Here is a 23,215-nt window from a genome sequence, read left to right on the forward strand (position 1 = left end):
CACAGCTACAAAGTATTAAAAAAATTACGACGACATTAAATAAAATGTAAACCTGAATTAGCCAAAATTCACAAAAAAATGCCCGCAGGATAGACCTCCGGGCATTTTTTGTGCCCTTAATTCAAAGACTTATATTTGCCGGAAGAAATAATTCTTTTAACTTAAAACGAAAGTATAGCATGCAACTGTACAACAAATTAAGCGCAAAAGAGAGGGCACAACTTATAGAAGAGGCGGGAGAAGAACGTCTTACACTCTCTTTTTACCAGTATCACAAGATTGGAAATCCAGAACTTTTTAGAAACCACCTTTTTGTAGCTTGGGATGAAATGGAAGCCTTGGGTCGTATTTATGTCGCAAATGAAGGTATAAATGCCCAAATGTCTGTTCCAGCCAAGAAATTTACAGCATTTAAGGAATTTCTGGACGGTATAAACTTCCTAGAGAATGTACGCCTCAATATTGCGAGAGAGCAAGACGATAAGTCGTTCTTAAAACTCAAGGTAAAAGTGCGTAAGAAGATTGTGGCAGATGGACTGGTAGATGATACTTTTGATGTAACAAACAAAGGAGTTCACGTAGACGCTTCTACTTTTAATGAACTTATAGAAGACGAGAATACAGTACTTGTTGATATGCGTAATCATTATGAGAGTGAGATAGGGCATTTTAAAAACGCAGTTACTCCAGATGTAGATACCTTTAGAGACAGTCTTGATATTATAGAAGAAGACTTAAAAGATCATAAGGAAGATAAAAAACTTGTGATGTACTGTACAGGTGGAATACGTTGTGAAAAGGCAAGTGCTTATTTTAAACATAAAGGCTTTAAAAATGTTTTCCAGTTAGAGGGAGGAATCATCGAGTACGCCCGTCAGGTGGAGGCAGAAAAGCTTGATAATAAGTTTAAGGGAAAGAATTTTGTTTTTGATCACCGTCGTGGAGAGCGTATCTCAGACGATGTTATCTCAAACTGCCACCAGTGTGGAACTCCTTGTGATGAGCATGTAAACTGTGCAAATGAAGCTTGCCATTTACTCTTTATACAATGTGAGGAATGTGCAAAAGAAAATGAAAACTGCTGCTCTACAGAGTGCGCAGAGATTAATGCACTGCCATACGAAGAGCAAAAGAAATTACGTTCTGGTAAAGGAAATAGTAATAAGATTTTTAAGAAAGGTAGATCAGAAAAACTGGCTTTTAAGAAGTAAACAGCAGAAAAAGAATCTGTTATTTTTGATTTTGGAAAAGGCGCTATAGATTACCTATCTTTATCGATAGTTCATTTTGAACATAAATATAACGCGTACACGCGGCTGTTACTCTCTTAACGATTGATATAGAGCGATGTACATTTAAATATACAAAATATGGCATGTGGCAGTTGTGGCACAGGTGAAGACGGATCTCCTAAAGGTTGTAAGAACAATGGAACCTGCGGAACCGACGGATGTAATAAACTTACAGTATTTGACTGGCTTTCTAATATGTCCCTTCCTGATGGACAAGAAGCTTTTAACTACGTAGAGGTACGTTTTAAAAACGGACGTAAGAACTACTATAAAAACGCAGAAAACGTTACGCTAAGCATAGGTGATATTGTAGCTACTCAAGCAGAGTCTGGTCACGATATCGGGATGGTAACACTCACTGGTGAGCTTGTGCGTGTACAAATGAAACGCAAGAAGGTAAAACCAGACACCCCAGACACGCTCAAAATTTACCGTAAAGCAACACAAAGAGATATTGATATCTGGACCACCGCGCGTGAGAAGGAAGAAAGTATGAAGGTGCGTGCTAGACAGATAGCGATACGTCTAGATCTCCAAATGAAAATCTCAGATATTGAGTTTCAAGGTGACGGTTCTAAAGCGACATTTTATTATACGGCAGAAGATCGAGTAGATTTTCGCCAACTCATAAAAGAATTTGCTCAAGATTTTCGCACTCGTATTGAGATGAGACAGATAGGTCTGCGTCAGGAAGCGGCACGTCTGGGTGGTATAGGTTCTTGTGGTCGCGAACTTTGTTGTTCTACATGGTTAACAGATTTTAGGTCTGTAACTACGAGTGCTGCTAGATACCAGCAATTATCACTTAATCCGCAAAAGCTTGCTGGACAATGTGGGAAATTGAAGTGCTGTCTTAATTATGAGCTAGATGCTTACATGGATGCGCTCAAAAGTTTTCCAAAAAGTGAGACAAAATTATACACTCAAAAAGGAACTGCAGTCTGCCAGAAAATTGACATTTTTCAAGGACATCTATGGTATGCCTACGAGGGAGAATGGATGAACTGGCATAAGCTTACTACAGATCATGCAAACGAGATTATTGCTGCAAATAAAAAGAAAGAACCAGTAGCCAGCCTAGAAGAATTTGCTGCCGAACTCATAGAAGAAACAGTGATAGACTTTGGGAATGTAGTAGGACAGGATAGTCTTACTCGTTTTGATAAGCCTAAAACTACAAACAAGCGTCGCAATAACCGTAAAAGAAAATCTTCTGGCAACGGAAACAAGCCTCAAGGAGATAGACCAAAATCTAAAGGGCGCACACCTAGAAAACCCAATCAAGATGGTGTAAAAGGTCCAAGACCCGTAGCAAAGAAAGGTCAAAAACCACAGGCCAAGGGACCTAGACCAGAAAGTAAAGGGCCAAGACCAGAAGGTAAGGGGCCTAGACCAAAAAAGAGAGGGCCAAGGCCGCAGGGTAAGGGTGATAACACAAAAGGTAGTGCTAGTCAGAAACCAGCTCAAGAAGGTCAAAAAGGTGGGGGATCAAAACCAGCAAATAAAAATAAAAGGCGTCCTCAAAAACCAAAACCTAATGCGTAACGTATTACTAGGTATACTCATTGTAGTATGTATTTCATGTGATTCAAAACAAGTGTATCATTCATATACTTCGTTAGGTAGCTCATGGGATATAAATGAACCTGTGGTTTTAGAGGTTAACGAGCTTGATAGTGTGCCTTTGTATGACGCATTTATCACCGTTCGTAATAATAATCAGTATCCTTACAGTAATCTGTTTTTGATTACAGAGATGCAGTTTCCGCAGGGGCGTACATACACAGATACACTCGAGTACGAAATGGCAAATCCAGACGGAACGTGGATGGGTAATGGTTTTGGAGATATTAAAGAAAGTAAATTGTTGTATAGAGAAGGAGTACGCTTTCGCGAAAGCGGAACCTATACCTTTACTATAAAACATGCAGTTAGAAAAAACGGAAACATAGCTGGAGATGCTTATCTAGAAGGAATTACCGAAGTAGGATTACGTATTGAAAAGCAAGAATAAACACATCATAATGGCAAAACAAACACCTCCAAAAAAAGCTACAAAAAAAAGCGAAGGAGACTACAGTAAATATATTTCTTGGTTTTGGCGACTATTTGCAGGAGGAGTCACACTAGTAGTTCTATTATTCTTACTTGCGAGTTGGAATGTTTTTGGAACACTCCCCACCTTTGAAGAACTTGAAAATCCAGAAAGCAATCTTGCTACAAAAATTATCTCTGTAGATGGAAAGCAGCTGGGTACTTATTACAACGAAAATAGAACACCTATCAAGTATGAGCAACTACCACAAAACCTTGTAGACGCTCTTGTCGCTACAGAAGATGAGCGTTACTATGAGCACTCTGGCATAGACTTTAGAGGGACGGCTAGAGCCATTGCATATTTGGGTAAAAATGGTGGAGCAAGTACGGTAACACAACAACTTTCTAAATTGTTATTTTCAAACCCTCCTAGCTCTACATTTGAGCGTCTTCTTCAAAAGGCAAAAGAGTACGTAATTGCAACAAGGTTAGAGCGCCAGTATACAAAGCAAGAAATCATTGCGATGTATCTCAATAAATTTGACTTTTTATTTAACGCCATTGGTATAAGCTCTGCTGCTCGTATTTACTTTAATAAAGATGTAAAAGATCTTGATTTGCATGAGAGCGCAGTCTTTGTGGCTATGCTTAAGAATCCAAGGCAATATAATCCACATCGTGAGATTTCTAAGGAGAAATCTTTAAGTAGACGCAATCAAGTTTTCAAACAGATGGAAGTAAACGGTATGATTACTACTGCCGAAAAAGATTCCCTCACAGCATTACCTATGGAAGTAAAATTTACTCCAGAAGGGCATGCAGATGGTACGGCAACGTACTTTAGAGAAAACCTCAAGAAATTCATGGCTTCATGGATTAAAGAAAATCCTAAAGGAGAAGATGCAGAGGGTAATATCACGTATTATAATATCTACCGTGATGGTCTTACTATAACGACAACTATAGATTCTCGCATGCAGAAAATGGCAGAAGATGCTGTTGCTGCTCATATGCCAAGGTTGCAAGCTGAGTTTGATAGACAAAATGAGAAAAACAAAACAGCTCCTTTTAGAGATATTGAAGAGGAGGATGTGGAGCGCATTTTTAATAATGCTATAAAAAGCTCATCTCGCTGGCGCAAACTTAAGGCGCAAGGAAAAACAGAAGATGCAATCAGAAAATCATTTGATGTAAAAACAGACATGACTATTTTTACATGGGCTGGAGAGGTAGATACATTAATGACTCCGCGCGATTCTATACGTTACTACAAGAAATTTTTACGTACAGGGATGATGTCTATGGTACCTCAAACTGGGGAAGTGCGCGCATGGGTAGGTGGTATTAATATGAACCACTTTCAATATGACCATGTACAATTAGGGAAACGCCAGGTAGGATCTACCTTCAAACCTTTTTTATATGCAACAGCAGTAGATCAATTACATTTGTCTCCATGTGATACTTTGCCTAATACGCTCTATACAATACCTGCGGGAGCTCACGGTAATACAAAAAACTGGACTCCAGAAAACTCTGGAGGAGAGATGGGGGGTATGTTAACTATGAAGGAAGCACTTGCTCAGTCTGTAAATACAATTTCTGCAAGGCTTATGGATAAGGTAGGACCGCGACCAGTTATTGATCTTGTAAGTAATTTAGGTGTTGATACAAAGGATATTCCAGTAGTACCTTCTATCGCACTTGGAACGGCAGATTTAAGTGTGTACGAGATGGTATCTGCTTACGGAGCTTTTGCAAACCAAGGGGTGTATGTAAAACCACAGATTGTAAGTACCATACAAGATAAAAATGGAACTATTTTATACCAGCATGTTCCAGAAACTAGGGATGTGTTAAGTGCAGAAAGTGCTTATGTGACCTTGCAGTTAATGGAAGGAGTAACGCGCTCAGGTTCTGGGGCAAGATTACGTCACACATGGCGTAAAGATGCAATATATCGCAATGCCGTAACGGGTTATCCATACGGATTTGATAATGCAATAGCTGGTAAAACGGGTACTACACAAAATCAAAGTGATGGATGGTTTATGGGTATTGTACCTAACCTTGTTACTGGAGTTTGGGTAGGAGGAGATGATCGTGCTGTACACTTCCCAGGCATTGGTTATGGTCAGGGAGCAACCATGGCACTTCCTATCTGGGGAATGTATATGAAAGAAGTATATAAAAATGAAGATCTAAAAATCTCAAAAAGTGAATTTTCAAAGCCAAGTAACTTAACGATAACTACTAATTGTGATGATTATAAAAGTTCTGGTGTAAGTGATGAGCTACCAGATGAGTTAGATTTTTAAGAATATTATACATATATAATTAAAAAGAGTGCGAGCAATCGCACTCTTTTTTTTGGAATCATTTTTAGATGTTCAATTACGCTTTCGCGAAAGCGTAATTCAATACAAAATCCGTATTTTTAGTACTTATAAACTAAGAATATGATAACAAAGAAAGTGACTGGAGTAGATGCCGCACTAGAAGGTGTTGAAAGTGGAATGACAATGATGCTTGGAGGTTTTGGTCTCAGTGGTATTCCAGAAAATTCTATAGCTAAACTAGTAGCTCTTAACGTTAATAATCTTACCTGTATTTCTAATAATGCTGGTGTGGATGATTTTGGCCTAGGGCTGTTATTACAGAAAAAGCAAATAAAGAAAATGGTGTCTAGCTATGTGGGTGAAAACGCCGAGTTTGAACGCCAGATGCTTAGTGGTGAGCTTGAAGTAGAGCTTATACCACAAGGAACTCTCGCAGAGCGATGCAGGGCTGCACAAGCAGGATTTCCAGCAATATATACACCAGCAGGATACGGAACAGAAGTAGCCGAAGGAAAAGAAACTAGAGAATTTGACGGGAAAATGTATGTGCTAGAACATGCTTTTAAAGCAGATTTTGCTTTTGTAAAAGCTTGGAAAGGTGACGCTGCTGGTAACTTAATCTTTAAAGGAACTGCAAGAAATTTTAATCCTAACATGTGCGGTGCAGCTACCATTACTGTTGCAGAAGTGGAAGAGCTTGTGCCAGTAGGAACGCTAGATCCTAACCAAATACACATCCCAGGGATTTTTGTACAACGTATCTTTCAAGGAGAAACGTATGAAAAGAGAATAGAACAACGCACCGTTAGAACAAGAGATTAATTATGGCTTTAGATAAGAATCAAATTGCACAACGCATTGCAAGAGAAGTACAAGATGGATATTATGTCAATCTAGGAATAGGTATCCCTACACTTGTTGCAAACTATGTACGAGAAGACATTGACGTAGAATTTCAAAGTGAGAATGGAGTTTTAGGTATGGGACCTTTTCCGTACGATGGAGAAGAAGATGCAGATATTATTAATGCTGGAAAGCAGACCATCACAACGTTACCTGGCGCTAGCTTTTTTGATAGTGCTACTAGCTTTAGTATGATACGTGGTAAACATGTAGATCTTACCATTCTAGGTGCTATGGAAGTTGCAGAAAATGGTGACATCGCAAACTGGAAAATTCCAGGTAAAATGGTTAAAGGTATGGGAGGAGCAATGGATCTCGTGGCTAGTGCTGAGAACATTATTGTAGCCATGATGCATACCAACCGTGCTGGTGCGTCAAAACTTTTAAAAAGATGTAGCTTGCCGCTTACTGGTGTAGGATGCGTAAAAAAAATAGTAAGTAACCTAGCGGTATTAGAAGTCACTAATGATGGCTTTAAACTACTTGAGAGAGCTCCAGGAGTTTCTGTAGAAGAGATCCAAGCAGCCACCGAAGGAACACTAATCGTAGATGGGGATATCCCAGAAATGAAGTTTTAATATACTTTAATCGAGTAAAACATAGTCTCCAACTATCGCACAAGCCATCAACAATGGTTTTTGTGGTAGTTGGAGATTTTTATTTTTAAGATACCATGTGGTGATATTCTCTGGTTAAGATTACACAGGTTTTACGCGTCTTATGCTTCTTACGCTCTTTTTTCGCTTCATATACCATCTTCTGTCTTGTGGTGGACATATAGAGGCTTTAATAATTAATATACTCCTGTAGAACGCTTCTCTCAAAAAGGTTTTAGTGGGCTTTTCTTTTTCTATTTATTAGTTGTCATAAAAAGATGATACTTCTTCTTCGATTTAGTACATATAAAGAAAATTCTTACGTTTTTCACGGTGTTTTATCCACACAAATTAAAAGAGAGGTTTTCTAGCTTAAATTCGAAAACATCAATTAACGACGTTTAAAAACATAATATTTCGATGAAATACACTAAATTTTAACATTTACACAAAATTTGCCAATCAAAATGCTTGCAGATGTATAATTTTATAGTACTTTAGCAGTCCCCCAAATCAAGTAATTGATTTCGATTAAATGCTAAGTAAGTTCGTTAACTAACGTTGTAATTTAGTTTTATAGTATGACTTAAACGTATAGGAGTGTTTTAAGTTATGATTTGTTAGAAATCCGCGGGGGGAGCCCTGCGGATTTTGTTTTAAACCTCATTTGTCTTTCATCCCTACTATGGAAAAAATAACAAACTCCACGAGATCATTTGTCTCTGGTGTAAAACATGCTGCAGATTTTACTACAAACTGTGCTAGACTAGCAAAGAAAGTGTTTCTATTTATGATCTAGCCTTACATTCCTTTTGGAATGGCATGAATAAGCTTTTGAGTATACTCCTTTTCTGGCTGTTCATAAATACGGTCTGCATCACCTATCTCTTCTATTTTCCCTTTATTCATAACCACTAGCTGGTCAGACATGTATTTTACCACCGCAAGATCATGCGAGATGAAAATATAGGTAAAGCCAAAATCTGTTTTAAGTTCATTAAGTAAATTAAGCACCTGTGCTTGTACAGATATATCTAGGGCACTTACAGACTCATCACAAATAATTAATTTTGGATTTACAGCGATAGTACGAGCAATCCCTATGCGTTGTCGCTGCCCTCCAGAGAACTCGTGAGGATAACGATCATAATGCGATGCTTCTAGACCTACGCGTTCTAGCAACTTTAGCACGCGCTGTTTTCTCATAGATTTAGAATCATAAAGTTTATGGACTTCCATGGGCTCGATAATGGCTTGACCTACAGTAAGCCTAGGATTAAGAGAGGCAAAAGGATCTTGAAAAATAATTTGTATTTCCTTTCTTAAACTTCTCAGCGCTGCTCCACGCATCTTATTAATGGCCATTCCTTTATATAAAATGGTTCCTGCAGTCGCTTTATCTAATTGCAAGATGGCGTTTCCCAAGGTAGATTTACCACAACCAGACTCGCCTACTAGCCCAAGAGTTTCTCCCTCATAAATGGAGAATGAAACATCATCTACGGCCTTAAAGGCAATATCTTCGGCGAAGATACCAGCACTAGAAAAGTATGTTTTCTCTACATTAATAACCTCCAGTAAAGGTGGATGAGCATACAGATTTCTTAGATGTTCGGCTCTTTCAGATTTTGTTTCGGCTTTAGAGAGTGGCTTTTTATCTAGGTAATCTTTTATCGTTGGTAACTTTTTAAGGCGTTCATCCAGAGACGGTCTTGCGCTTAACAATGCTTTTGTGTACTCATGTTGTGGGTTTGAAAATAACGCTTTCGCGAAAGCGTACTCAACAATATCTCCTTTGTACATCACAGCAACCCTGTCTGCTATCTCGCTTACCAAAGAAAGGTCATGAGAGATGAAAATAATACTCATCTGATTTTCTAACTGCAATTCCTTAAGTAATAATATAATCTCCTGCTGAACGGTAACATCTAGGGCAGTAGTAGGCTCATCTGCAATAAGAATTTTAGGTTTACAAGCGATAGCCATTGCAATCATTACGCGTTGTTTTTGACCTCCAGAAATCTCATGAGGATAGGAACTAAAAATCTTCTCCACCGTAGGCAGTTTTACCTTTTCAAATAGGCGTAACGTTTCTTCCTTTGCAGATTTTCGGTTGAGCGAAGTATGTTGCAAAAGAATTTCGACTACTTGCTCACCACAGCGCATTGACGGATTGAGACTACTCATAGGTTCTTGAAAAATCATGGAGATTTCATTACCTCGTATTTTCTGAAAATCCTTTTCTCTCGATTCTATTAATGATTGATTTTCAAAAATGATGGAGCCTTTAATGAGCGTATTTTTTTTTGGTAAAAGCCCTAGAATGGCGAGTGATGATACACTTTTCCCAGAGCCTGACTCACCCACAATGGCAAGAATTTCATTTTTATAAAGATCAAATGAAATGTCATGTATAACTTCTTGTACTTCTCCCTGCTGTTTAAAGGATATAGATAGTTGGTTTACAGAAAGGATTTTTTGTGGCTGCATATTTCAAAAATACGATTTCTTACGGTCGGTTTTTACAGGGTGGCATTTCAATTTTTCACGTAAAAAGCGGGCTTGATTGGAGTCTTTTTTTTGCAATGATGCGTGGTCATAATATTTTAAATATCATTAAATGTAATTAGCATTAAAAATAAGTAGTTCTTGTTTAGGGATTTGTCTAGTTCTTCACACAAATTGTACTTCTTAAAAAAATCTTAAAAACTTTTGTGTAGTTCGTCGAATAAATTATGTTTTCTTCAATGAAATGACGTCATTTACTGTGTAAGCATATAATTTTAGCATAATAGATGATAAAAAATATGTTTTATTAATATTTCCCTATAAATAATTTAAAACTACAGTATGAAAAAAATCTACTCCTTTCTCCTAATGACCTTTCTATTAGGAACCACCGTTTATGCACAGACCAGTGTGGACGGAATCGTCCAAAAATATCTAAGTGGCAATGCAGAAGAAGTTGGCTTAAAATCAACAGACGTTGCACAATGGAAGATTACAGATGTCGTACCCTCTTTAAATCCTGAGATACAACATGTTTATGTAAAACAAATGTATCAAGGTATCCCAATTCAAAACGGAACTTATAAACTGACTGTAAAAGATGGTAAAGTAACCTATGAGATAAATCAATTTGCAAAAGACGTTGCTCAGAAAGCTGCCAAAACATCACTATCAGTATCTCCAGAAAACGCAATCCTCAAGGTTGTAAATGCTCATAGTCTTAAGACTCCTAGCAATCTAAGAGCTACAAGATCTGCTGGAAACCTTCTCGAATATGCAAATTCTGGGATAAGCCTTGAGCCTATTAAAGTTGAAAAAACTTTTCTAGCAATAGGTGATAAAATGCATCTCACTTGGAATGTATCTCTTTATCAACTGGATGCACAGCACTGGTGGAATGTAAATGTGGATGCATCTACTGGAGAAATTCTTAAAACCACAGACTGGGTGATTTCTTGCTCTTTTGACGATCCTAATCACACAGAGCATGGTCATGCGGCTACAAATGAACCAGTAGAAGTATTTGGACCGCGTAGCGCTACTGAAGCGAGCTATACAGCAGCTGCAGTAGGAGGTGGTTCTTATAACGTATTTCCTCTAGGAATTGAAAGTCCTAGTCACGGTAGCCGTGTTGTAGTAACAGATCCAGCAAATGCTAATGCTTCTCCTTATGGGTGGCATGACACAAACGGATCTGCTGGTGCAGAGTTTACAACAACGCGTGGTAATAATGTACTCGCGCAAGATGATACTAATGGTAATAATGGATTAGGTACAAGCCCTAATGGTGGGAGCGCTCTTAATTTTGATTTTGGCCTTAATTTAAATAATAGCCCATCTACTTTCTTACCAGCAGCTACTACAAATTTATTTTACTGGAATAATATTATGCATGATGTATGGTACCAGTACGGTTTTACAGAGGCCGCAGGTAATTTTCAAGAAAATAACTATGGTAAAGGCGGAGCAGGTAGTGATTCTGTAAATGCAGATGCACAGGATGGAAGTGGTACAAATAATGCAAACTTTGCAACACCACCAGATGGTCAAAACCCTAGAATGCAAATGTTTTTATTCACAAACCCTACCCGTGATGGTGATTTTGACAACGTAATTATTGCACATGAATATGGTCATGGTATTTCTACACGTCTTGTAGGTGGTCCTAGCACAAACGCATTAGGAGGTTCAGAACAAATGGGTGAAGGATGGTCAGACTGGTTAGGTCTAGTAATGACTATACGCCCAGGAGATACCAGAGATACTGCGAGAGGAGTAGGAACATATGCCATAGGACAGCCTACCACAGGTGCAGGAATACGCCCTACTAGATATGCTACAGACCTTGCGGTAAATGGTACAACATATAGCGACGTTCCAGGTCTAGTAGCACCACACGGAGTGGGATATGGATTTGCTACTATTCTTTGGGATATGACTTGGGATCTTATCGATCAAGAGGGATATGATTCTAACCAATACAGTGGTAATGGTGGTAATAATATCGCAATGTCACTAGTAATAGAAGGACTTAAAAATACTGCAAATAATCCAGGGTACGTTTCTGGTCGTAATGGAATCCTACAAGCAGACCAAGATCTTTATGGAGGGCAGTACAACTGTTTAATTTGGGATGCTTTTGCTAGACGTGGAGTAGGTGTAGATGCAGTAGAAAATAGCAACGGAGGAACAAATACTAACTCAGATCAGGTAGTATCATTTACAAGTGGATGTTCTGGACCACCAGCGCCAGCATCTTGTAACTCTACCGTGAGTTCTTTCCCATATTCTGAAGGTTTTGAAAATACTTTAGGAGCTTGGTCACAAGACACATCAGATAATATTGACTGGACAGTAAACTCGTCTGGTACGCCATCTTCTGGTACAGGACCAGCAGCAGCAAATGAAGGATCATTTTACATCTATGTAGAAGCATCTGGTGACGGTGCAGGATTCCCAACTAAAACTGCAATTTTAAATTCTCCTTGTTTTGATTTAACAGGAGTAAACGCAGCCGAAGTTACATTTAGCTACCAGATGACGGGTAATGCTGTGGGAACGGTACGCCTTGAAGCAAGAGATGATGCAACGCAAACATGGGATGAATTATGGGTACAATCGGGAGATAAAGGAGCGGCGTGGTTAGATGCAACCGTAAGTCTTGCATCTTATGATAGCGCTACACAATTACGTTTCCGTGCTACTACTGGAACTTCTTGGCAGGGGGATATTGCTATTGATGGCTTTGCTATTGATGGTACTGCTCCAGCAGATACACAAGCGCCTACTGCGCCTACTAATCTTGCAGTAACAGATGTTACTACAACATCTGTAGCTTTATCATGGACAGCAGCTACAGATAATGTAGCAGTAACTGCATATGATGTCTTCCAAGGAACTAATAACCTAGGAGAGGTAACAGCTACTTCGGCAAATATTACTGGATTGGTAGAAGGAACTACCTATCAATTTACGGTTCGTGCAAAGGATGAAGCAGGTAATACCTCAGGGAATAGTAATACGGTGAGTGCGACAACTGATGTTACTGCACCTCCTAGTGGCTGTGTGGGCACAGCGAGTGCTCCATACAGTGAGAGTTTTGAATCAGGACTAGGCCAGTGGTCACAAGCTACAGGAGATGATATAAACTGGACACGTGATACATCTGGAACACCATCTAATAATACGGGTCCAAGTTCTGGAGCAGATGGTTCTTTCTATTTATATGTAGAAGCATCAGGTAATGGAACAGGTTTTCCTAACAAAAGGGCGATTATAAACTCTCCTTGTTTTGATTTGACAGGAGAAACAGAGGCAAACTTCACATTTGATTATCATATGTTTGGATCTACAGACGGTGGTCGCATAGATCTTGAAGCAAGTGCAGATGGTGGAACGACATGGACAAGCCTATGGAACCAGACAGGAAACCAAGGCAACCAGTGGAATGCTGTCACAATCAATCTTGATAGTTACACTGGCGGGACAGTGCAATTACGTTTTAACCGTATCACCGGTGGTACATGGCAATCTGACGTTGCTATCGATGATATTACGCTATCTGCCGGAAGTGGTGGAGGTGATACAGGAGCACCATCTGGATACTGTGCATCAAATGGAAATAATACAAATGATGAGTATATACAACGAGTGCAAATAGGAAGCATTAATAATGCAACCGGAGCATCTGCTGGAGGTTATGGTGATTTTACAAACCTTTCTACAACATTAGGAAGTAGTAATACAATCACAATTACTCCAAGATGGACGGGAACTATATACAATGAGGGATACGCAGTATTTGTAGACTGGAACCGTGATGGAGATTTTACAGATGCAGGAGAGACCGTATACTCGAGAGCAGCAACATCTGCTACTCCAATAACAGGAACATTTAGCGTGCCTTCTGGAGCATCTCAAGGAGCAACGAGAATGAGAGTTTCTATGAAGTATAACGGGATCCCCACAGCTTGTGAGAGCTTCCAGTATGGAGAAGTAGAGGATTATATTGTAAATGTGGTGAGTAGTGCTGGATTTGGAGCAAATGATGCTCAGAGCAGCCTTACGGAAGCCACGGGAAGTGGAGAATTCTCAATCTTCCCTAACCCTGTTACTCGTGGGGAATTAAATATAAGCTTACAAGGAGCAGAAGCAACCTCTGTAACTATATTTAACCTTCTAGGTCAAGCGGTTCATAAAGGTAATTTTGAAAACACAATTGATGTGTCGAGACTTGAAGCTGGCGTTTATGTCATTCAAGTAGAGACTGAAGGTTCAAAAATGATTAAACGCTTTATCAAAAAGTAAGTTCAGTCATTTATAAACATAAGAAATCCCGACTTCAGATGAGGTCGGGATTTTTTTGTTGTTATTACGCTTTCGCGAAAGCGTAAATAAAGCAATACTATTTATTTAAGAAGTTCTTAAACTCTTTATTAGTAAAGAGTTTCCAGATGCCCAAAAAGCCAGCGATAACTTGTAAGAAGGTCCCACCGGTTAATAATTCTGGAGCTCCTGGCCAGTGCATAATTTTAAATAATGCACCCAGAACAGTACAGATTAACCCTAAAATAAAAAGAGCGAGTATATGTTTTACTTTCATAACTATGGATTTGTTAAACCGATATTATTTCATCTTCATCAAGCAAGCGCTCGTTGCGTAGCTTGAGTAAAATTTGAGCCACGGCAACGGTGTCTTTCTCACAATATACGACTATGCGATCAATGTCATTTTCTTCATAATATACCTGGCGCACCTGGCTGCCGTCTATATCATCTTTTGGAGAAGGGATTCCCAAAATTTTGGTCATAAGCTTGAGAGATGTGTAGTGCTTGTAGTCTCCAAACTTCCATAAATCTAGGGTGTCTATATGAGGTATCTCCCAAGGTTTTTTGCCAAAAAGATTGAGCTTTTGTGGTAGCGTAACTCCATTTATAATCATACGTCGCGCGATATATGGGAAGTCAAACTCTTTACCATTATGCGCACAGAGTAAGTGCTCACGGCGGTTAAAATGATCTTCAAGTAGATTTTTAAACTCATTAAGTAGCTTGGTCTCATTATCACCAAAAAAGGAGGTGGTTCTAAAGCGTTTACCATCTGTACTGGTATTAAAATAGCCCACCGAGATACACACTATTTTTCCAAATTCTGCCCAAATGCCGGCACGCTCGTAATAGTCTTCTGGTGTATACTCATCTTTGCGCAGGTATCTTGTTTTATCTGCATAAAGTGCCTTTTCTACATCGTCTAGATCAGAAAAATCTGGATGTTGAGGTACCGTCTCAATATCCAAAAAAAGGATATGTTCTAGTTGAAGCCTTTGTATCATTTTTTTACTTTTAAAAGTACACTACCACTCGCATAATTTATAATACGTTGACCACCACCATCAACCTTTAAATTTATGGAGTTGAATATTATTTTTACATCCACAAAATCATTTGTTTTGCGGAGTGTAAGTTTATCTCGGTCGTAAATGGGTTTATTTATATCCTCACCTTCTAGTTGTTTTAAAAATGCCTGTGTGGGTATCGTGAGTGCTGTACTGTCTTGTGTTGTGATAAGAATTTCTTTCCCATTAAGCATCATAGAAAAGCCTTCTTCTATATATTCTGACTGGCCGTTTAGGTTAAAGTGAAAGTCCTGCTTCCAGTCATAACCACGTATATCATATGCTGTACTAGAGGCGTTGTTAAAGTGTATGCGTTTTTTCTCTATATCACTAGCCGTCATTTTATACCCTAAGTCTTTTAAAATATAGTTAGACAACTTCCAGGTGTTTACATCGATATGTTTTTCTACCGGGTTGTAACCTATGATGGGTTTTAGATCTTCTGCGGCATCGTTTACTACGAGGTACCTTGTGATAGATGAAAATCTTCTATTAGATTCGGGGTTAGAGTTTTCTTTATTTTCTGCTTTCGCGAAAGCGGTATACATCTTTTCAAATTCGTCCATCTGGCTGCGCTTACTCACAGAAAAGGCTCCCCAAAACCCAAAAGTGCTCAATAAACCCATAACCGCAAGAGCCATAGGTAAAAACCGAAGCTGCTGCTTGCGACTGAAGAGTAAGTAAAGCGTAGCGCCTGTTATAAAAATTGCAATTACAATAAGAAAATATCGCGGCTCTGTGATGCCATAATCTGATACTCTTTTATAAATCGCAGCATAAAACAAGATGAGCAGTGGAAGTAACAACCAGTATGCTAGCGGCTGAAATTTCTTAAAAACCCTAGAGGTATGAGTTGCTTTTAATGGATGAATAATAAACTGAATGATAAATAGAAGCCCAGCAAGTGCGATAATAAGGTAGCTTACCCAGCCCTTAGGTAATTCCCACTGTATACAGATTTTAAGCGCATAGGCATACAGTATCGTGATATAGAGTGCGGCAAGCGGTATGAGTATAAACTTTACAAAGACTTCAATAGCTTTATGAAAGTGCAGGTGTATGTTATGTTGTATCTCTTTAGGAAAATCTGATAGGTATACCCACGTATTTATAATTCCTAAACACAGGAGGAATAACTGGAAGTAGCGCCTACCATTTATTTTTACATCAAAAAGATACTCTATGGCTAGCAACGCAAGTACAATACCTAGATAAAACACTCCAGAAAACAAGGCACTCCTGGCGATTGCCATAAGCATATCTGCCAGATAATTCCAGTAGGCTTTAGGGTGCCATACAGTAATAAAAGGAGCAAAGAGTAGCGCTAGATGACCTACTATAAGTAGTACAAACCACCTTATATATGGGGTCTCATTATTATTTTGAAAGTCATAGTCAGGTAATGTAAAATAGAATACAACAAGGAGTAATATGATAATAACTTTAATCCACCAGAGTCCTTTTCTTTTAAACTGCTCGATGTAAAACTGAGTCCCTATAAGCCAGCTCACACCTAATATTGCTGTGAGTGAAATGTTGTTATAGGTTTCAAATATGTCGTCTACATCTCTTTCGGCAAGTACTACCAGCAGTAGTGTAAATAATATAACCCAGATGAGTGTAACCGGAAATCTCTTAAAGGCAGCAAGCGCCTTGATGATGAATTCTGAAGGGGAAAATAATCGCATTGATTGATGATTGAATGTATTGAAAAATACAATAAATTAATAGAACTCTATGTTAATCAGTGTTTTGAGTCGTATTTTAAACTCTGTTTATATATAGTTGAAAAACACATTACGGAATGTTATCTGCTCTATTTACTGCATTATATCTAATTTTTATCATCTAAAATAAAGAACCTTGCGTCACTGGACTCTCGTGTTCTAAGAGCCACTTTTTACGATGCAATCCACCAGCGTAACCCGTGAGAGACCCATCACTACCTATCACGCGATGACAAGGGATGATGATAGAAATAGGATTTTTACCATTTGCACTGGCTGCTGCACGTATTACTTTTGGGTCACCCAGTTGTTTCGCCATAGCGAAATAAGAGGTTGTCTTCCCGAAAGGAATCGCCTCTAGTGCTCTCCATACACGACGTTGGAAATCTGTGCCTAACGGATCAAGCTTTAGAGAAAAAGTAGTGCGCTCTCCCGAAAAGTATTCTTGAAGTTGGGTGGCAGCATCCTCCAGTACATCTGGAATTGTAGAAGAAGGCGTTACATCTGTTTCGATAAATAGCACAGAACTCAGACCATCGCTGGTGCCTTCTAGCTGTAATAATCCCATAGGTGTAGCTATAACTGCGTGTTCCATTATCTCAAATATACCATTTAAGAAGTTGTTTATCTTACTACCAATCAGTACTTTTATAGATTATAATATCTACATATGCGGCTCGCGCAACACCTTACTTATCTTATTTTCAGCTTATTTTCTTTCATAATAATGGCGCAAACGCCATCTCAAAACATAGAAAATTATCAAAGCAATACTCTGGATCTTGCTGCTATCCAATTGCAGAATCAAGAATACAAAAGCGCTATTCAAACGCTCGATGAGGTTTTAAAAAGAGCACAAAATCAAAATGATAAAAACAAGCAGTATAGTGGATACTCAATACTAGGTAATGTCTATTTATCATTGCAAGACACTATAAAGTCGCGTGATATTTTTGAAAAAGCACTAGTAATTGCACAAGAGCTTAAAAATGATACACTACTAGCATCTTCTTATAATGATTTAGGAAAGTTATACGCCTTATCAGAAGAATATCAAGAAAAAGCGATAGCATACTTGCAAAGAAACATCGCACTCATAGAAAAGTTAGATGGCTCAGACAAGTCACTTGCAGCTCGCATCAACCTCGCGACACTTTATTTAAAGCAGGAAAATTATGATGAGGCTTATCCAGCATTAATGCAAGCTAAATTTGCAAGTTTAAGAGACTCTTTAGATCGTAAAAGCCGCGCACGAGTGCTTACATTGTTAGGGAGATACTACACTAGTAGTAATCAAGAAACGCTGGCCGAAGATGCTTTTATGGAAGCGATAGACATAAGCTTCTCAGAAGGATTAGTAGCCGAAGAGGAGGAGGCCCAAAAACATCTCGCAAAATACTATGAAAGCAATGAAAATTTTGAGGCTGCATATTATCACTCACAAAGACAATTGCAGCTCGCAAATGAAGTCTTTAAAAATGAAAGCCAGAAAGAACTACAGATAGCGAGTGCTCAGTTTTACTCTCGAGAGAATGAACGAGATCTTGAGATAGCAACAAAGGAAAAGGAACTCTTGGATCAAGTAGCCGAGAGCTCGCTCAAAACTACCACAGCACTCCTTTTTGCTTCATCGATATTACTTGTAGCGCTTTTTATAATTTTTACATTGTATAGAGCTCGTAAGCAAAACCTTTTACGCTTACGCGAAAAAAATAAGCAACTAGAAAAAGCAAAGAATGACGCCGAAGAGCTTTCAAAGCTTAAAACACAATTCTTCTCAACTATAAGCCACGAGCTGCGCACACCACTTTATGGTGTTATAGGAATTGCATCAATTTTACTTGAAGACACAGAAGTAAATAAACATAGACACGATTTGAGATCACTCAAATTCTCTGCCGATTATCTTCTGGCACTCATTAACGATGTGCTTCTTATGAGTAAAATGGAGGCAAAAAACATTAAGCTTGAGCATACTCCTTTTAAACTTAATACACTCTTGCGCAGTATCACGCATTCATTTGAATTTAGTCTAGAGCAAAATAATAATAAATTACACTTAGAGATAGATAAAGACCTTCCTAACCAACTTGTGGGTGACTCCGTGAGGCTTTCACAAATCTTAATGAATCTTATAGGAAACGCTATCAAATTCAATGAAAACGGAAATATATGGGTTCGTATTAAAAAGGAATCTATTACCCCAGATGGACTGTATAGAACAGCCTTTGTTATAGAAGATGACGGAATGGGTATCCCTAAAAACAGCCAGCAAAGTGTATTTGAAGAATTCTCTCAAGTAGAAAATAAAAATTATAATTATCAGGGTACTGGATTAGGATTACCTATCGTAAAAAAACTACTAGCGCTTTATGGAAGTGATATTACACTAGTAAGCGAGGAAGGTAAAGGGGCGACATTTTCATTTGTAATTAACTTAGAGAAAGCTACGGGAATTGCTGCTATAGAGCAACAACAACTAGACGCTATAGAAAGTGTTCATACATTGCAAGGAGCGCATCTTCTAGTAGTAGATGATAACCGCATTAACCAAAAGATCACCCAAAAACTTCTTGAGAACAAAGGATTTACATGTGACCTCGCTAGTGACGGTATAGAAGCAGTAACCATGGCTCAAAAGGAAGCATATGATTTAATCCTTATGGATATTCATATGCCTAAAAAAGACGGTGTCGAAGCAACTAAGGACATTAGAAAGTTTGACACAGACATCCCGATAATAGCACTTACAGCTGTGGAGATTGATGAGATACGTCATAAAATTTATAAAGCAGGCATGGATGATATCCTAGTAAAACCTTATGATGTATCTCAATTTTTAAGTGTGATACTCCGTAATATTAAAAATAAGAAGGCACAAACAGTATTGCCTGAAAGTGAAGAGTTTCTAAATTAATTTAAATATCAGAAGGCTTATTTTCTGAGTCAGAATCATCATAAAGGCCTAATGTTTTTGCACGCTTTTGCCAGTTCTTTCTAGCGAGGGTTTGTAAGTCAGCCACGCTGTCGCTCTCGTCCATAATTTCAAGACCTAATAATGTCTCAATCACGTCTTCCATAGTAACAAGACCACTCATAGTTCCATACTCATCTACCACTAGTGCAACATGATTTTTAGTTGAAACTAGCTGGTCAAAAAGATCTGGAATAGGCAGATTGCGTTTAGTAACAAGAATAGGACGTTCTATCTCCTTCAATGTGGTGGCGTGCTTGTCTAAAGCCATCTCGCGATATACCTCACTTTTTAAAACAATGCCAGTGATATGATCTCTCGTTCCTTCAAAAATAGGAATACGAGAAAAACGTAATGATTGATTTTCGGCAAAGAAATCTGCAACGGTGGTTGATGCATCTGCCATTTTGATCACCGTACGTGGCGTCATAATATCTTTAGTAAGTACCTCTTTAAAAGTGAGAAGGTTGTTAAGAATTTTTGATTCGCTTTCTTCAAAAACACCATCTTCACCCGCCATTTGTGCCATTGCAGTAAAGTCTTCACGGCTCAACACACTCTCGTGATGACCGCCACCACCTACCATGCGCGTAAAAAGCTGTAGTAACCATAAAATACCTGTGTACTTCAAGAGTAAGACCATTATTTTAAGCGTCTTTGCAGAGAAATTTGCAAGAGACTTCCAAAATTTTGCACCTATAGTTTTAGGTATAATCTCACTAGCAATTAAGATAAGTAACGTCATTATAGCAGAGACAAAACCAAGAAAATTAATCTCTGTAAAGCCTAAGTTGATAACAAACTCTGGGTATAAATCTGCAGCTACAGTACCTACCATCATTGCACCTACTGTGTGCGCAAGTGTGTTTAAGGTAAGGATTGCGATAAGCGGTTTATCTACATCTTTTTTAAGTTCTTCAAGAGTTTCGGCATAGGCTTTTCCTTCGTTTTTCTTGATGTTTATAAATGTAGGTGTCACACTTAGAAGAACAGCTTCAAGTATAGAACACAAGAATGAAAAAAAGATTGAGATAGTTGCCCACAACAGTAATTGACCCATAATAATGTAATTGTTTTATGTAAATGTATGGAAAAAGCGACGATACTTTAGTGGTGTGAGACGTACTTTATAGGTAGTTACGCTTTCGCGAAAGCGTAATTAATCATACCAGTCCTAAATCATAACAATAATTTAAGACCAAACCCTTGATTTTTGGGTAGGTTCGCATCTCTTACAATTAGATATGAAAAAGCAAGAATTAAAGGCAGTACTTTTTGATTTTGACGGAACCTTAGTAAACTCAGAGTCGCTTCATTTTGATGCATTTAATGAGCTTCTTGAGCCGTTTAATATCAAATATACTTGGGAAGAATATGCGGCTACTATGGCTGGGAAACCAGCGTATTATGCATTAGAACAAATTATCAAAGAACATAACCTTGATGTTCCCTTTCAAGAAACGCTTAAGAAAAAAGAAGCGTTGTCTTATAAAAATCTTCGTAACTCACCAGTTACATTTATGCCTCATGCAATAGAGACGCTCAATTATTATAAAGACAAAGGGATTACCCTAGCACTTGTCACAGGGAGTGATCGTGAGATGGTAGACATTATTTTTGGTAAGGAAGATCTCGCACACTTTTTTGAGATTACAGTGACTTCCTCAGATGTAAAGGACACAAAACCTAATCCAGAATCTTACCTCAAAGCGCTTAGTGATCTAGGTCTCCAGCCAGAAAATTGTATCGCTATAGAAGACACACACAGCGGTATGACTTCTGCAAAAGATGCAGGATTACAGTGTTTAATAGTGCAACATGACATTACACAACATAAGAGGTTGAAAAGAGCAGATGCACTCTACACAGATTTAAGAGAAGCACGAGCACATATTGAAGCTCGTTTTTCTTTCTAGAAACTCATTTTTTCGCGAAAGTGGAAACTTTACTCAGGCTTTTCAAAAACTTCTTTAAAAGTAAATGCGTGTTCACTAGCGCCATTTTCTTGGAGATAACCGAGTCTTTCAATCGCCTCTTTTTCTGTGGGAGTAGTTCCAGCTTTTATCCACCATAATGCATAATGTGCCTCACCATATTTTTGAAACCATTCCTTCTGGCGTTTCATGATGGCAGTGTGGAACGTCGTATAAGTATACGCTCTAAGCGACTCAACATTTTCCCACACGGAGAAATTTATAAGTACCTGCTCATCTGCTAGCGCATTGGGTTTAGGATCGGCATTCTCATCAAAAACATCCCGCCACACAAAACCTTTAGATTGTTCTGCAAGCGCGTTTACCTCATCTGTATGATCTCTAAAATCCTTCATCTCGGGATCGTTTATAGAGACCCCTTTCATGCGGGCGACGTTTACTTGAGCGAGGTGGTAGTTCATATAATTGCGTCTAGTTGGGTAAATTAACTAATAAGCTTCACAACATCCTTTGCAAAGTAACTCGCCATCATGGTTGCTCCTGCACGTTTAATGGCAATTACTTGCTCCATCATCACGCTATCATGATCTAACCACCCTTTTTCGGCAGCGGCTTTGAGCATTGCATACTCGCCACTCACTTGATATACGGCAATAGGTACATTTACTGCTTCTCGTAGGTCACGCACGATATCTAGGTAGCAAAGGCCTGGTTTTACCATCACTATATCTGCTCCTTCCTCTATATCCATGAGCGTTTCTTTAATCGCCTCATCACGATTTGCGAAATCCATCTGATACGTTTTCTTATCTCTTGGGACGTCTTTTAAATCTACAGGAGCACTGTCTAGCGCATCGCGGAAAGGCCCATAAAAAGAGCTCGCATACTTTGCGCTATAGCTCATAATACCAGTGTTATAAAAACCTTCATCTTCTAGCAATGTGCGCATCTCAAAAATACGACCATCCATCATATCACTTGGCGCAAGAATATCTGCACCTGCACGAGCGTGGCTTAGTCCCATTTCGGCAAGAACAGCGGCGGTATCATCATTTACAATCTCTCCGCTTCCTACAATCCCATCGTGGCCAAAAGAAGAATACGGATCTAATGCCACATCTGTCATCACAACCATTTCTGGACATGCATCCTTAACCGTCTTAATTGCACGCTGCATAAGTCCGTCACTATTAAGAGCCTCTGTTCCAGAGTTGTCTTTAAGGTTATCTGGCACTTTTACAAAAAGCAGTACAGATTTTAATCCCATTGACCACAGCTCTTTTACTTCTTTGGCTATGAGCTCTAAGCTGAATCTATAATATCCAGGCATAGAGTTGATTTCTTCTTTCACACCCTTGCCTTCCACCACAAAGAGTGGAACAATAAAATCATTAGGAGTGATGTATGTCTCACGCACGATAGAACGTATAGCTTCTGAGGTGCGTAGTCTGCGATTTCTGCGTAGCATAAAAAAAGAGGTATATAGATTTATAATCGTCTCGTTAGGTG

Annotated in this window: 17 protein-coding genes; 9 read left to right on the forward strand and 8 right to left on the reverse strand. The window is 38.7% G+C overall.

Annotation, left to right across the window (positions count from 1 at the left end; translation table 11 throughout):
• Window positions 1-179: 179 nt before the first annotated feature.
• From SJY23_RS05385 to SJY23_RS05410, 6 genes are all read left to right on the forward strand, one after another.
• A complete protein-coding gene (locus SJY23_RS05385; RefSeq protein WP_396597736.1) occupies window positions 180-1,211 on the forward strand; it encodes a rhodanese-related sulfurtransferase in 1,032 nt (343 codons plus the stop codon).
• Between the two features lie 159 nt (window positions 1,212-1,370).
• Window positions 1,371-2,837, forward strand: a complete 1,467-nt coding sequence (ricT, locus tag SJY23_RS05390) for a regulatory iron-sulfur-containing complex subunit RicT (RefSeq protein ID WP_396597737.1) — start codon at window positions 1,371-1,373, stop codon at window positions 2,835-2,837.
• The gene (locus tag SJY23_RS05395; RefSeq protein WP_396597738.1) at window positions 2,830-3,306 is read left to right on the forward strand and encodes a gliding motility lipoprotein GldH; all 477 of its coding nucleotides are present in this window, start codon (window positions 2,830-2,832) and stop codon (window positions 3,304-3,306) included. The genes ricT and SJY23_RS05395 overlap by 8 nt, the downstream gene beginning before the upstream one ends.
• Before the next feature lie 10 nt (window positions 3,307-3,316).
• Complete coding sequence (locus SJY23_RS05400) at window positions 3,317-5,647, forward strand: transglycosylase domain-containing protein (RefSeq protein ID WP_396597739.1); 2,331 nt, start codon at window positions 3,317-3,319, stop codon at window positions 5,645-5,647.
• 141 nt (window positions 5,648-5,788) lie between these two features.
• Entirely contained in the window at window positions 5,789-6,490 is a 702-nt protein-coding gene (locus tag SJY23_RS05405; protein ID WP_035334991.1) for a CoA transferase subunit A, read from the forward strand.
• A 2-nt stretch (window positions 6,491-6,492) separates the two neighbouring features.
• Window positions 6,493-7,149: a CoA transferase subunit B gene (locus tag SJY23_RS05410; protein ID WP_035334990.1), complete on the forward strand. Its 657-nt coding sequence runs from the start codon at window positions 6,493-6,495 to the stop codon at window positions 7,147-7,149.
• Window positions 7,150-7,968: 819 nt separating this feature from the next.
• Here the strand turns inward: SJY23_RS05410 and SJY23_RS05415 are convergent.
• Window positions 7,969-9,657 (reverse strand): ABC transporter ATP-binding protein, encoded by a 1,689-nt coding sequence (locus tag SJY23_RS05415; protein WP_396597740.1) that lies wholly within the window; start codon window positions 9,655-9,657, stop codon window positions 7,969-7,971.
• Between the two features lie 360 nt (window positions 9,658-10,017).
• Between SJY23_RS05415 and SJY23_RS05420 the strand changes: the two genes are divergently transcribed.
• Window positions 10,018-13,983, forward strand: coding sequence for a M36 family metallopeptidase (locus SJY23_RS05420; RefSeq protein ID WP_396597741.1), 3,966 nt, complete (start codon window positions 10,018-10,020; stop codon window positions 13,981-13,983).
• Between the two features lie 97 nt (window positions 13,984-14,080).
• On the opposite strand, the gene SJY23_RS05425 is transcribed toward SJY23_RS05420, so the two are convergent.
• The 4 genes from SJY23_RS05425 to SJY23_RS05440 all read right to left on the reverse strand — a co-directional run bounded on the left by SJY23_RS05425 (window position 14,081) and on the right by SJY23_RS05440 (window position 17,393).
• Window positions 14,081-14,278, reverse strand: a complete 198-nt coding sequence (locus SJY23_RS05425; protein WP_396597742.1) for a gliding motility protein GldL — start codon at window positions 14,276-14,278, stop codon at window positions 14,081-14,083.
• Window positions 14,279-14,291: 13 nt separating this feature from the next.
• Window positions 14,292-15,008, reverse strand: coding sequence for a 3'-5' exonuclease (locus SJY23_RS05430; RefSeq protein WP_396597743.1), 717 nt, complete (start codon window positions 15,006-15,008; stop codon window positions 14,292-14,294).
• Window positions 15,005-16,759 carry a DUF4153 domain-containing protein gene (locus tag SJY23_RS05435; protein ID WP_396597744.1) on the reverse strand — a complete coding sequence of 585 codons (1,755 nt, stop codon included), beginning with the start codon at window positions 16,757-16,759 and terminating at the stop codon, window positions 15,005-15,007. The genes SJY23_RS05430 and SJY23_RS05435 overlap by 4 nt, the downstream gene beginning before the upstream one ends.
• A 160-nt stretch (window positions 16,760-16,919) precedes the next feature.
• A complete protein-coding gene (locus SJY23_RS05440; protein ID WP_396597745.1) occupies window positions 16,920-17,393 on the reverse strand; it encodes a methylated-DNA--[protein]-cysteine S-methyltransferase in 474 nt (157 codons plus the stop codon).
• A gap of 132 nt (window positions 17,394-17,525) precedes the next feature.
• Between SJY23_RS05440 and SJY23_RS05445 the strand changes: the two genes are divergently transcribed.
• Complete coding sequence (locus tag SJY23_RS05445) at window positions 17,526-19,715, forward strand: response regulator (protein ID WP_396597746.1); 2,190 nt, start codon at window positions 17,526-17,528, stop codon at window positions 19,713-19,715.
• Between the two features lies 1 nt (window position 19,716).
• Here SJY23_RS05445 and SJY23_RS05450 read toward each other — a convergent pair whose 3' ends face one another.
• Window positions 19,717-20,832, reverse strand: coding sequence for a CNNM domain-containing protein (locus SJY23_RS05450; protein WP_396597747.1), 1,116 nt, complete (start codon window positions 20,830-20,832; stop codon window positions 19,717-19,719).
• A gap of 184 nt (window positions 20,833-21,016) precedes the next feature.
• On the opposite strand from SJY23_RS05450, the gene SJY23_RS05455 reads away from it, so the two are divergent.
• Window positions 21,017-21,688: an HAD family hydrolase gene (locus SJY23_RS05455; protein WP_396597748.1), complete on the forward strand. Its 672-nt coding sequence runs from the start codon at window positions 21,017-21,019 to the stop codon at window positions 21,686-21,688.
• Between the two features lie 29 nt (window positions 21,689-21,717).
• Here the strand turns inward: SJY23_RS05455 and SJY23_RS05460 are convergent, their stop codons facing one another.
• Window positions 21,718-22,167 (reverse strand): DUF3291 domain-containing protein, encoded by a 450-nt coding sequence (locus SJY23_RS05460; RefSeq protein ID WP_396597749.1) that lies wholly within the window; start codon window positions 22,165-22,167, stop codon window positions 21,718-21,720.
• A 23-nt stretch (window positions 22,168-22,190) separates the two neighbouring features.
• A complete protein-coding gene (hemB, locus tag SJY23_RS05465; protein ID WP_396597750.1) occupies window positions 22,191-23,174 on the reverse strand; it encodes a porphobilinogen synthase in 984 nt (327 codons plus the stop codon).
• Between the last annotated feature and the right edge of the window lie 41 nt (window positions 23,175-23,215).

It is taken from the genome of Dokdonia sp. R86516 (assembly GCF_044596715.1).
Taxonomy (GTDB): Bacteria; Bacteroidota; Bacteroidia; order Flavobacteriales; family Flavobacteriaceae; genus Dokdonia.

What these genes read in the sequence shown, in the direction of transcription:
- SJY23_RS05405 (WP_035334991.1), top strand. Translation starts at nt 5,789, where the DNA reads ATGATAACAAAGAAAGTGACTGGAGTAGATGCCGCACTAGAAGGTGTT.
- SJY23_RS05460 (WP_396597749.1), bottom strand. Translation starts at nt 22,167, where the DNA reads ATGAACTACCACCTCGCTCAAGTAAACGTCGCCCGCATGAAAGGGGTC.
- SJY23_RS05435 (WP_396597744.1), bottom strand. Translation starts at nt 16,759, where the DNA reads ATGCGATTATTTTCCCCTTCAGAATTCATCATCAAGGCGCTTGCTGCC.
- hemB (WP_396597750.1), bottom strand. Translation starts at nt 23,174, where the DNA reads ATGCTACGCAGAAATCGCAGACTACGCACCTCAGAAGCTATACGTTCT.
- SJY23_RS05420 (WP_396597741.1), top strand. Translation starts at nt 10,018, where the DNA reads ATGAAAAAAATCTACTCCTTTCTCCTAATGACCTTTCTATTAGGAACC.
- SJY23_RS05450 (WP_396597747.1), bottom strand. Translation starts at nt 20,832, where the DNA reads ATGGGTCAATTACTGTTGTGGGCAACTATCTCAATCTTTTTTTCATTC.
- SJY23_RS05400 (WP_396597739.1), top strand. Translation starts at nt 3,317, where the DNA reads ATGGCAAAACAAACACCTCCAAAAAAAGCTACAAAAAAAAGCGAAGGA.
- SJY23_RS05455 (WP_396597748.1), top strand. Translation starts at nt 21,017, where the DNA reads ATGAAAAAGCAAGAATTAAAGGCAGTACTTTTTGATTTTGACGGAACC.
- SJY23_RS05425 (WP_396597742.1), bottom strand. Translation starts at nt 14,278, where the DNA reads ATGAAAGTAAAACATATACTCGCTCTTTTTATTTTAGGGTTAATCTGT.
- SJY23_RS05445 (WP_396597746.1), top strand. Translation starts at nt 17,526, where the DNA reads ATGGCGCAAACGCCATCTCAAAACATAGAAAATTATCAAAGCAATACT.
- SJY23_RS05415 (WP_396597740.1), bottom strand. Translation starts at nt 9,657, where the DNA reads ATGCAGCCACAAAAAATCCTTTCTGTAAACCAACTATCTATATCCTTT.
- SJY23_RS05430 (WP_396597743.1), bottom strand. Translation starts at nt 15,008, where the DNA reads ATGATACAAAGGCTTCAACTAGAACATATCCTTTTTTTGGATATTGAG.
- SJY23_RS05385 (WP_396597736.1), top strand. Translation starts at nt 180, where the DNA reads ATGCAACTGTACAACAAATTAAGCGCAAAAGAGAGGGCACAACTTATA.
- SJY23_RS05410 (WP_035334990.1), top strand. Translation starts at nt 6,493, where the DNA reads ATGGCTTTAGATAAGAATCAAATTGCACAACGCATTGCAAGAGAAGTA.
- SJY23_RS05395 (WP_396597738.1), top strand. Translation starts at nt 2,830, where the DNA reads ATGCGTAACGTATTACTAGGTATACTCATTGTAGTATGTATTTCATGT.
- SJY23_RS05440 (WP_396597745.1), bottom strand. Translation starts at nt 17,393, where the DNA reads ATGGAACACGCAGTTATAGCTACACCTATGGGATTATTACAGCTAGAA.
- ricT (WP_396597737.1), top strand. Translation starts at nt 1,371, where the DNA reads ATGGCATGTGGCAGTTGTGGCACAGGTGAAGACGGATCTCCTAAAGGT.